We start from the raw sequence: 242 nt of genomic DNA on the forward strand, positions 1-242 counted from the left end.
GTTATCCGGCGCTCTGGGAGTAACCACCGAAACGATCCGGCGCGACCTGGAAGAACTGGCAGCGCAACAGCTGATCAGCCGTACCTATGGCGGTGCCTTGCTGCGCCAGCCGGCTGAACCCGCATTGTCGGAGCGACATAAGGCCAACGTTGAGGAGCGCGCTGTTATTGGCAAGGCCGCCGCGCCGTTATTAAAAGGTGCCAGCGTGCTGATGATGGGGTCGGGGGCTACCACGGTACAGG

1 protein-coding gene is annotated in these 242 nt (G+C 62.0%); it reads left to right on the forward strand.

The window, feature by feature from the left end:
* The coding region (locus Q4563_RS22085; RefSeq protein ID WP_303606064.1) for a DeoR family transcriptional regulator at positions 1–242 on the forward strand (242 nt) is incomplete at both ends.

Source organism: Gilvimarinus sp. 1_MG-2023 (assembly GCF_030548285.1).